Genomic DNA, 9957 nt, shown 5'->3' with positions numbered 1-9957 from the left:
ATTCCCTTATCGGGACCTGCAAGTCTGCCGGAGTTGACCCTAGAGTGTGGATGGAGGACGTACTGAGGAAAATACCGTATTATGAAAGGGATAAAAAGGATATGACAGAACTTCTTCCACGGAACTGGGTGAAATCATAACAAATCTGTTCCGAATTGATATAATTTGATGCTATTAGTCCCGACTCGGAGGCGAATCTGAACGAATCGTGCCCAGTCGGGACTAATTTTTTGTATTTTGCAATACGTACTTTACCGGAGGCTTACTTTAGAAGGATGGAAATATTTTTAGGCAAATACGATTCCAGGTAAAAGGGGGGGATTCCTTTTGGAGTTATGGCGATGCAGAAAGGTGTCTTTTCTGTCCTTTGTTTACAGTAGTTATATAGGATAGAAAACGAACTGGTTGCTCTCAACATCCGGAAACTTTATTCTATTATCCGGTCTGTATATTTATAAAACTTTTTAACTCCTAAAAAAGAAGGCGTCCTATTATAACGGACACCTTCTTTTTTAGGAATTAGCGTAATATCATATATGAAACGGAACTGTTCCATTATCTTTTGCCGGTTCCCCTTTCGTTGAAAGGTCAGTCTTTTATGTTTTTCTTTCTTCGAACCCTCTCTGCCGTTGAAGAAAGAATAGCCTGTTTGTTTTGTCCGGCATCATTATTGGTTGCTGCCCCATTCCGGATTTTGAGGAATCTCGTGGTATTTTACCTCTGCCACAGGAATCGGATAATAATACTGGTGACTACTGAACGAACGCGTACTTTCAGGCTTTGCATTCATATTGGAAATGGTGTAAGTCGTTTCTTTACCCTCTTCTTTCACTATTTCCATTTTCTTTAACGGATTGCTTGAGCCATTCAATTTTTCTACTGCATTTCCCAGCCTGAAGAAATCCCAGTAAGTGGTTTCTTCAAAAGCCATCTCCACACGCCGTTCGTTCAAGATGTTTTCCAATGTAATTGCGTCTAATTTGTGCATGTGAGCGCGTGTACGTATCTCGTTAACCTTATCCAACGCAGCTTTTGTGCGACCTTGGTGGAAGTCTATTTCGGCATAGTCGAGCAAAAGTTCGGCATATCGCCAGATGATATAATTCTGCGAGCTTCCGTAAGTAGGGTCGTTGTCTATCACCTGTTTCGGATTCAGGAATTTGCGCATGTAGTAGCCTGTTTGCGTTACTCCGGCATTGCGGTCGGTGCCGTACTTCGTCAAGTCTGCGCCCGCTTCTTTTTTCCCGTTCTCCATCGTATAATGAAGCTCCATGACGTGTCCGTTATAAGTAGCTCCGTCGTACAGCACATTGGCATAGAAACGATAGTCTCTGTTCAGATACGGTTGTTTCGGATCGTATACTGCTCCGTCTCTCATGCCGTATTCGTCCACATGGTTTTGAGTCGGTGTATATGCGGCCGTGGTTCCTCCGAAGAAAGGCGATGCGGCTTCTCTATCCAACTTATGCCCAAAGCCCTTGTCAAAGTTTCCGTCATTGGAATGTTGGACTTCAAGTATCGATTCCTGACTGTTTTTCGTCAGGAAGATTTCATGATAACTTTTGACTATATCCTCTTGAGAAGTGCCGTCGACAGGCTTTAGCGAGTATCCGAGTTTCATCACCTCGTCATACGCATTGACGGCTTGAGTCATCATTTCGTTCGACCGGTCGGTGGTGAATCCGAGGTAATTGAGTTTCTGTTTCTGGAAAGCAACTCCCGAAGCCCAAAAATAAGTTTTTCCTTTTAGCATCAGAGCCGCTCCTTTGGTTACACGTCCCAACTCGCTCGGAGCATGTCTTTCTGCTAACAATTCGGCTGCCCGGTCGGCTTCTTTGGCGATGAACTCCACCATCTCTTCATAAGACGCTCTGGGGAACTTCTTGTTGTCGATCAGCGGGTCGTATGTGCGGTCTATCAGCAATACGCCGCCAAACTGGCGCAGCAGCAGGTAATAGTAATATCCTCGAAAGAAGTGTGCTTCGCCCAAAAGTCGTTGTTTCTGAGTGCCGTTGGCTATTTTGTGCTGATTCTCCAAAAGCCGGTTGATATTTTGTATTTGCATATAGCAATTGCTCCAATAATTGCCGGCACGCAAGGTTATCGTTCTTTCTACACCCTTTAGAATGTCTCCATAAACTGTACGAAACCAGTCCAATCTGCCAACACTCATTTGGTCGCCTAACCATGGATAATATGGGCGTGCTGCACCTGCAAAAAAGGATCCCGTAGGCATAAAGACAGCGAATCCACGGTTCATATTTCTGTACCAAGAAAGCGTGTATTCGTCTAAGAGAAGCGGACTTCTCCAAACCGTCTCTAACGATAGCTTGTCAATGGGTTCGTCGCGGAACAGTCCGTCGCATCCGCCGAATCCAACGGCTAAAATAAAGATTGCGGCGAGATTTAATATGTATTTTTTGATTTTCATAATAATTCTTCTAATTACAAATATTAAAAACCGATGTTAGCACTGATTCCGTAGGTGCGCTGGATGGGATATCCTCGCATAGATTCCGGATCCATGTGTTTCAGATTCGACCATGTAAAGAGGTTTCCCCCTTGCAGGGCGACACTCAAAGACGTAACTTTTAGTTTGCTCAGCACAGCAGCGGGAAAACTATATCCGATATTCAGCGATTTCAAACGGATAAAGTTGCAATTCTTTATCCAGAACGAAGATTTAAGCCGGTTGTTGTCTTTGCTATTGGCAAGTTTGATGCGCGGATAAGCTGCGTTTCGATTTTCTTCTGTCCAAGTCTCTGTGAGGTGATAATCCTGAAAACGTTGCAAGCTGCTATTTTCTAACGTATATGATTCGCTGATATATTTCTTATATCCTCCTACTCCTTGAAAGAGCGTATTGACAAAGAATCCTTTATATCTTACTCCCAGCCTTAAGCTTCCCGATATATCGGGAAAAGAAGCCGTTTTGAAAGCAACTTTGTCATTATCATCAAGCTTACCGTCGTCATTTCGGTCTTTGTATTTGATATCTCCGGGGCGTATGCTTTTGTTGTCATTCCCGTCTTGTTTCAGCTTATAGTTTGCTATTTCCTCTTCCGTCTGAAATAGTCCGATAGCTTCGTACATCCATGTATCGCCTGTACTATGTCCCACTCTGCGCAGATTTTCGAGTTGTGCCGATTCGTCTCCGTAATCCAGATATTTGTCTCTTCCCAATGAAAGAGTGAGTGCAGCATCATACTTCACTTTATCTATTGTGTTGCGATGCGAGAGCGTCATGTCCCATCCCCATGCTTTTACCTTTCCGAAATTCATGTACGGAACATTTCCACCCACTCCGGTAGAGGGAGGATATAGATAGGAGGGGGCGGAAGTCAGCATATTGGTTCTGTAGCGCAGGTAATACTCAAAAGTGAAGCCGAAGCGGTTGTCCCAAAAACCCAGGTCGACAGCCATATTGTAGTCGCGGCTCTTTTCCCATGAAAGTTCCTTATTGGGATAGCTGCCCGTAGCCATGATTATTCCCGGGCGAAGTGTTCCGCCTATGTCGTATCCTTCACGTGGAGAATACATGTAATTCATAAGATACGCATAATCGCTTATATCTCCATCGCGCCCCAAAATTCCGGTAGAAGCCCTGAGTTTGAGATTGGAGAGTACGTTTTGTCTCCAATTCTTAAAGAATGCTTCATTAGACAATACCCATGAAGCCGAAATTGTAGGAAAGAAGCCCCAGCGATGATCCGGGTGGAACCTGGCTGAGCCGTCGACACGGAAACTTGTTTCAACGAAATAACGGTTTCTGTATCCGTAAGTCGCTCTGCCTATCAGAGACGCGCGTTGGGTTTTATATTCATTTCCTGTGAGTTGCCCGTTGGGGGTAGTTCCTAAGACTTCTGGATAGATACCGGGCATGTCGGGGTTGGTACCATTCATGTTTCGGTTTGAATAATCTTGGTAATTGGCGATAAGAGTGCCTGAAACTTCGTGTTTCCCCGAAAAAGTGCGATTGTAATTGATCCCGGCTTCTATTAAAACATTATCTACAAACTGATCTTTTTGTTGAAGAGATATTTTCGCTTTTGGATAGATGGTTTTATCGTCCACGCTTATTTCTTCCGTTTTTTTATCCCATTTGTATAATGCGACGGGTTTATAGAAGTTTTTCTGGATCATGCTATTGTCGTCGACTGTGCCTTTCAGATAGACCGAAAGGCCTTTGACCCATGGAAGTTCATATTGAAGATTGGCAGTAATCGTATTCATCTTTGTTTGGCTTTTGGCATAGCCGCCCAACCCTCTGACAGAAATCAGCGGGTTACTGCTATCGATGCTTGCCAATTCACCGTTGGTCAATATTAAAGGTTGAACCGGAGAGAATCCATAAGCCGACTCCATGGTTGTATAGCTGGTGTTTTTGTTGGAGGAGCGGCTACCTGTCATATCGACCGAGAGAACCAGTCCTTTCAATAAAGTTGCGTCCAGTTTCATGGAGTAGTTGTACCGATCGCGTCCTACTCCGCTGTAAAGGCCCACTGTATTGGTATAAGCGCCGGAGATATAATATTTCAGGAAGTTATTGCCTCCCGATAAGGAGATCGCATGAGTGGTAGAGTGTCCTTGTTTCTTCAAATAGTCGAGCATATTCGAATCGGCGAATTCATTCGGGTGTGACTGTGTCCGGATCATCTCCAACTCTTCATTGGTGAAAGGCTCTGTGTTGGGCACACCTTCTACGGCTCTGTTGTAGAGTTTTGCAAACTCATAACTGTTTAAGAATTTAGGGAATTGCGTTCCTTTTTGAATGTTGAATTGTCCGCGGTAGTTGACCCTGATTTTGGAGTCGCCGGAGCCTCGTTTGGTTTTTACCAGAATGACACCGTTGGCTGCACGTACACCGTACACTGCTGCGGCTGCGGCATCTTTCAGGATAGAGATGCTTTCGATGTCATCAGGGTTTAAATCCGAAAGGCGTGCTTCTCCTCCGGAGGTGTTTTCCGAAAAGCGCGGAACTCCGTCAATGACCAATAACGGAGCATTTTGTGCTCCACTGACGGCACGGATGCGCATGGACGCCTCTTTGGCTGAGCTGGGGTCACCCGTTGAAGACATAACTTGAAGTCCGGCAACCTGTCCGCTCAATGCTTCGTCCAAGTTGGCGGTAGGCATCTGTAGTAAGTATTTCCGTTTGTGTGATTTGAAAGCTTCATTTATGTCCAAGTTGGCGGTAGGCATCTGTAGTAAGTCTTCCTTTTTAATGGTTTCTACCGAACTGGTTAGTGAAGATTTCTTTTGGGTTCCATAACCGATGATTACAATCTCATCCAGACTTTGTGCGTCTTCTTTCAGTTGAATCTGAACCATTCCCATTCCGGGAGCGACTTTGACCGTTTGTGACTTGTATCCGATAAAAGATACGATCAGCTCCTTGTGTTTGGAGGGTACGGATATGATGAAGTTGCCATCCATGTCCGTAATTACACCGGTCTGAGCTTCTTTCACCTTTATGTTGGCGCCGATAACCGGCTGTCCGGTTGCGTCAGTCACTTTTCCTTTCACCGAAAAGTCTTGTGCCGTTGCTGCTACCGAGAGCAGCAACGAAGCAAAGAATAATAATAGAGAGGTCACTCTTTTCATTCTTTCAGCCTGATTTTATAGTTTAAACAATTTGTCTATTTGCAGAATCTGATAATCGTAGAATTCTCTGGTTGCCTTGTGTGCAGTCGTTGCTTTCCGTTGTTTGTACAATTGGCTGATTCTTTTCAGCTGTCCTGTCATAAGCGGGCCTTGTACTTCTGCAGGGAGTGTCGGCAATCCGAAGTTGATACGGGTAAACGAATGGTCTTCATGCGAATGGCTGCAAGGAAGAGCCGGCTCGTCGGCAGCTTCCAACACTTCCTGATAGGCTGCCATAATGCTGATTCCCTTTTTCTCCGAAGCGTTTAGTCCGCTGTTCTTTATCAGTAAAGCAATGGCTGCCGACTGTAAGTTGAGATCTTCTTCCGTCAGCTGTTTCCCTTGAAGAGTCGGTTTGAATACCTCGTTCACCGCATCGTTCAGGTATTGTTCCAATGTATAATTCTTGGTCGGGTCAACCTTTTCGCCTTCAAGAATGCGGAAGAGCGAAGAAGAACTGAACAAGGCACCGATAACGGATTGTTGCAGTTTGTTGTTGATATTGCTGTCCAGCCCCAGTTTGGCAATCAAGGCTTGGGGAGTCAGCCAGCTGTTATAGGTGCGTGCCTGATTGACCAACCATACCAACGCGGCTTTTTGTGCTTGCTTGTCGACATAGTTTTTGGCATAGCCCTCTTCTCCCTGTCTGATTTCCCGGAAGCGTACTCCGCCGATATACGGCATTGCGTGGCGAAGGTGGCGGGCATACTGTTTGACCACTTCCTGATAGATGGTTTCTACATCGTTGTATGTATCCCCTTCGCGGTAAGTCCACTTCTCAAGATTCTTCATGATGATCTTCAGGTTGCTGATGGCATAATTCCCGGCTTTGATATGGTCGTTGCCCAAGTCTTCCGACTGCGCTGTCGGGTCGATGGTACCGAACACTTGTTGAGCGCCGAACTCATACATCCTGTCGTGTTGTTTTTCTTTGATCCATGCATTCAGCGTCGCTTTTTCCTCTTCCGGCGTTGCAGCGCCTTTTATCAAACGATACCCCCAATTGATGGCATAGATATCGTATACTCCCAAGACCGGAGGAGTCAGTCGTACTCCTTTCTCGAAGTCTCCGGGTTGGGCGATGAAGTTGTTTCGCGCATAGTCCATGATACTTGGCGTGGTTCCATACTTCTGAGTGAATGAGGGGTTGCGGAGCGAATCGACAGGAAACGAATAGCTGGCACCCATATTGTGCATCAATCCCAGCGTGTGCCCGATTTCGTGCGCAGCTACATAACGCATCGATTCGCTCATCAGCTCATCGTCGAACACGGCTTTTCGGGCTCTCGGGTCTACGGCTGCGGTTTGTGTGAACCGCCAGTTGTGAAGCAGTGAAACTACATTGTGATACCAGATTACATCTGCGGTTAATATTTCGCCTGTGCGCGGATCAACGTGGCTGGGCCCCATTGCATTGGCAATGCCCGTTACGGCATACTTCACACAGCTGTATCGCATATCGTCGGGGTCGAACGAAGGGTCGTTTTTCGGATAGTCCATTGCTTTGATTGCATTCTTGAACCCCGCCGCTTCAAAAGCGCTGTTCCAGTCTTCGATGCCTTGCTTCACTGTTGCTCTCCATTTCTGCGGAAAAGCCGTGTCTACATAAAACACGATCGGTTTGGCCGGTTCTACCAACTCACCGTTGAAATATTTCTCTTTGTCTTCTTCTCTGGGCTCAAGCCTCCAGCGATGAATGTATGACCGTTCTACGATTTTATCTTTATCCGAAGTAAAGTGCTTTTTCCCCGAGTTGAAAAAGCCGACGCGATTATCCTGCAATCTCACTTTCATCGGATTGTCGGGTAAAACGAACAGCGAACGATGCATCATGACCGTATAAGGCTGATTGAGCGGAGTCAGGTTGAAAGAAAGCATACTCTTGATTTCGATATTCTTGGGGAAAGTTTTCACTCCAGTGATGCCCGACGCGTCGGCAACAAAGCTTCCTTTCAAAGATTTCGGTCCGCCCAGCAGTTTGGCAACGGGACTGTCCGGCTTGATGGGGCTGATTGAGGTTTCGTTTCCGCCAAAGAAAGGAGTAACATCAATCAACACATTGTTCCCGTTCTTGCCTGCTATCTTGAAAGCTTTCAAAACAGGGTCCGCAAAGTTGCGACTGAAAGAAACGGCTATCGGGTCGGAAGGCGATACGGTATTGTCTTTCTGAACCAGATGCATATATACTTTATTGTTGTCCTTGCTAAACCGGATCAGTATCGGACGGGTAGCCATTTGTCCCGATACGAAGTCGTGCGTGTTGCTCGTTTCCGCAATGCGGTTGGCAAGGATATAATAGCGTGAAAAGACAGAGTCGGCCAGCTCGAAGTAGAGCTTGTTGTCTTTATTCAAATGTGTGGTAAACAAACCTTTGGCCGTGGTGGCGTCTTTGATGGCCTTTTTGTAATCCGCCATGCCTTCCGGCTCCTTCTTTTTTACGGCAAGCGTGTCTTGCGTTGTCTTTTTGTTTTTCTTTTTTGCGTACACTGTCTGGGTAGAAAGAGAACCCAGCAAGAATAAAACGATTAATGCTACTCTCATTTTGATATAATTAAGTTGTTAAGATAGTAAGAAATATGTTCAATTGATGTAGTAAGCCTCATTCAAACTGCTTGTTTGGTCAGTTTATATTCGAATCTCGACGAGCAAATATCGATACATATATTATTTGCTGTCGGGCATATTGCCAATGTATAATAAGATTAAAATCCGAAGGAGGCTTTGATTGGCGTGTTTACGGTTGTCTTATTGAGAAACAGCCAATAAATGTAAATTTTGCTACAGAGGTTTGCATTTGATGTGTCGTATAATTGGATTTCTTAAAAATATATTCGCAATAAATAACATTTGCAGTATTTATCCGCTAAGATATGTTTTAAATTGGGAAAAACTGTTTTATTTCAAACCTAAGTGAAGGCTTTTATATTTATTTTGCAAATCATTTGTGGCATGTTGCCCTAATCTTTTGTATTAATAGCCTTTTCTCCCTGTGATGGAGAAACGTTTTCTCTCTCTCTTTGTAAGGGTGAGTTCCACAGACGCCAGCGTTTGCAGAATTTTCATATTTCTTCGATTTACGGGAAAATATGGCAAGAAATTGGAAATAAAAGCGGGAAATCGATAATACCCTTTATCCTTTTTAGTTTAGTGGTGCAGAATCTGAAGGTTTTTATCTATATTTGCTTTTAGTCGGTATATATGAAAAACTCTCTTTATTTATTATGAATGCAATGCTGTTAGCCGAACGGTTGTTTTATTTTACTCATGGAATGAGTTTCTTGTTTTTTTTGTTTGCAAGCATTTACTTGTTGAAAGATAAGGATGCTTCCCGTTTGCGTAAAGTATTGGGTTATGTCGTTTTATTCTGGTTCTTTTTAGAAGTCAAAGATCTTTTCTTGTATTTATCGGAAGCCGTCAGGCATACTTATTTCTCCAATTTATTGGTGATGGTCGATATGTTGGCTGTCCCCGTATGCACATTTTATTTGTTTGAGCTTTTATCTCCCGGGTGGATGAATTGGAAAAGAGCGGTCGTTATTGAATTATTTCTGTTAGTCTGCATCGCAGGCTATGTTTTGACAGCTTCGGAGTTGTGGATGGAAGTGTTGAATTTCTATGTGATATTTTATTCTATCATAGTCATTTGGATACTTCGCGGGGCGGTAAATCGCTACAACAGATATATTCAGACCAATTATTCCAATACTGAGCGTATCAACGTGCGTTGGCTGCGTCAAGTCACCTTTTTTATGTTTCTCTGCTTGTCGGTATGGATGTATTCCTTAATAGCGAATTCGTGGTTCATCGATTCTCTGTATTATCTTTCTTCCATGCTCCTTTGGGGCTGTATCCTTTATTATAATAAACAGCAGGAAGTAATTGTGGCGGATGAATTTTTGCAGGCAGACAGCTTTTTTAATAAAGCCGTTCCGGAATCGTTGCCGGATAATTTTGTTTTGAGTGAAGGAGTAGTACAATCGTTGCAAAAAGCATTGTTACAGGATGAGCTGTTTCTGAATCCGAAACTGACGCTTACGGAACTTGCTACGGAGATAGGAACTAATCGGACTTATCTTTCTTTCTATTTAAATTCCTATCTTCATACCACTTTTTACGATTATATCAATCGTTATCGCATGGATAAGGTGCATCAGTTGTTGGCAACTGCGAATGAATCGTTGTCGATGAATGAAATTGCCGAATCTTCAGGCTTCAACTCTTTGTCGACGTTTCGTCGCGCTTTCGTAAAAGAGTTTGGAATGTCTTTTGCCGATTATCGTAAACAAAAAGCTCGATTTTGACGGATAATCTTCT

The 9957-nt window shown here is 44.0% G+C and carries 5 protein-coding genes; 2 read left to right on the top strand and 3 right to left on the bottom strand.

What is annotated here, in order from left to right:
• Positions 1 to 8 precede the first annotated feature (8 nt).
• On the top strand, positions 9 to 140 hold the full coding sequence (locus C234_RS18235) for a transposase domain-containing protein (RefSeq protein ID WP_428829116.1): 132 nt from the start codon (positions 9 to 11) through the stop codon (positions 138 to 140).
• A 527-nt stretch (positions 141 to 667) separates the two neighbouring features.
• On the opposite strand, the gene C234_RS0104085 is transcribed toward C234_RS18235, so the two are convergent.
• From C234_RS0104085 to C234_RS0104075, 3 genes are read right to left on the bottom strand one after another with little or no spacing between them, the layout of a single operon-like run.
• Positions 668 to 2431 carry a RagB/SusD family nutrient uptake outer membrane protein gene (locus C234_RS0104085; protein WP_027324735.1) on the bottom strand — a complete coding sequence of 588 codons (1764 nt, stop codon included), beginning with the start codon at positions 2429 to 2431 and terminating at the stop codon, positions 668 to 670.
• Positions 2432 to 2454: 23 nt separating this feature from the next.
• A complete protein-coding gene (locus C234_RS0104080) occupies positions 2455 to 5604 on the bottom strand; it encodes a SusC/RagA family TonB-linked outer membrane protein (RefSeq protein WP_027324734.1) in 3150 nt (1049 codons plus the stop codon).
• A 15-nt stretch (positions 5605 to 5619) separates the two neighbouring features.
• Positions 5620 to 8184 carry a zinc-dependent metalloprotease gene (locus tag C234_RS0104075; protein ID WP_027324733.1) on the bottom strand — a complete coding sequence of 855 codons (2565 nt, stop codon included), beginning with the start codon at positions 8182 to 8184 and terminating at the stop codon, positions 5620 to 5622.
• 680 nt (positions 8185 to 8864) lie between these two features.
• Between C234_RS0104075 and C234_RS0104070 the strand changes: the two genes are divergently transcribed.
• On the top strand, positions 8865 to 9944 hold the full coding sequence (locus tag C234_RS0104070) for a helix-turn-helix domain-containing protein (RefSeq protein ID WP_051290150.1): 1080 nt from the start codon (positions 8865 to 8867) through the stop codon (positions 9942 to 9944).
• Positions 9945 to 9957 lie beyond the last annotated feature (13 nt).

Origin of the sequence: Bacteroides pyogenes DSM 20611 = JCM 6294, assembly GCF_000428105.1 — a bacterium.
Lineage (GTDB): Bacteria > Bacteroidota > Bacteroidia > Bacteroidales > Bacteroidaceae > Bacteroides > Bacteroides pyogenes.
Note: the sequence above shows the minus strand (reverse complement) of the source record. Positions and strands in the feature narration are given on the sequence as shown.

Coding starts and splice junctions, on each gene's coding strand:
- C234_RS0104085 (WP_027324735.1), bottom strand. CDS start 2,431: ATGAAAATCAAAAAATACATATTAAATCTCGCCGCAATCTTTATTTTA.
- C234_RS0104080 (WP_027324734.1), bottom strand. CDS start 5,604: ATGAAAAGAGTGACCTCTCTATTATTATTCTTTGCTTCGTTGCTGCTC.
- C234_RS0104075 (WP_027324733.1), bottom strand. CDS start 8,184: ATGAGAGTAGCATTAATCGTTTTATTCTTGCTGGGTTCTCTTTCTACC.
- C234_RS0104070 (WP_051290150.1), top strand. CDS start 8,865: ATGAATGCAATGCTGTTAGCCGAACGGTTGTTTTATTTTACTCATGGA.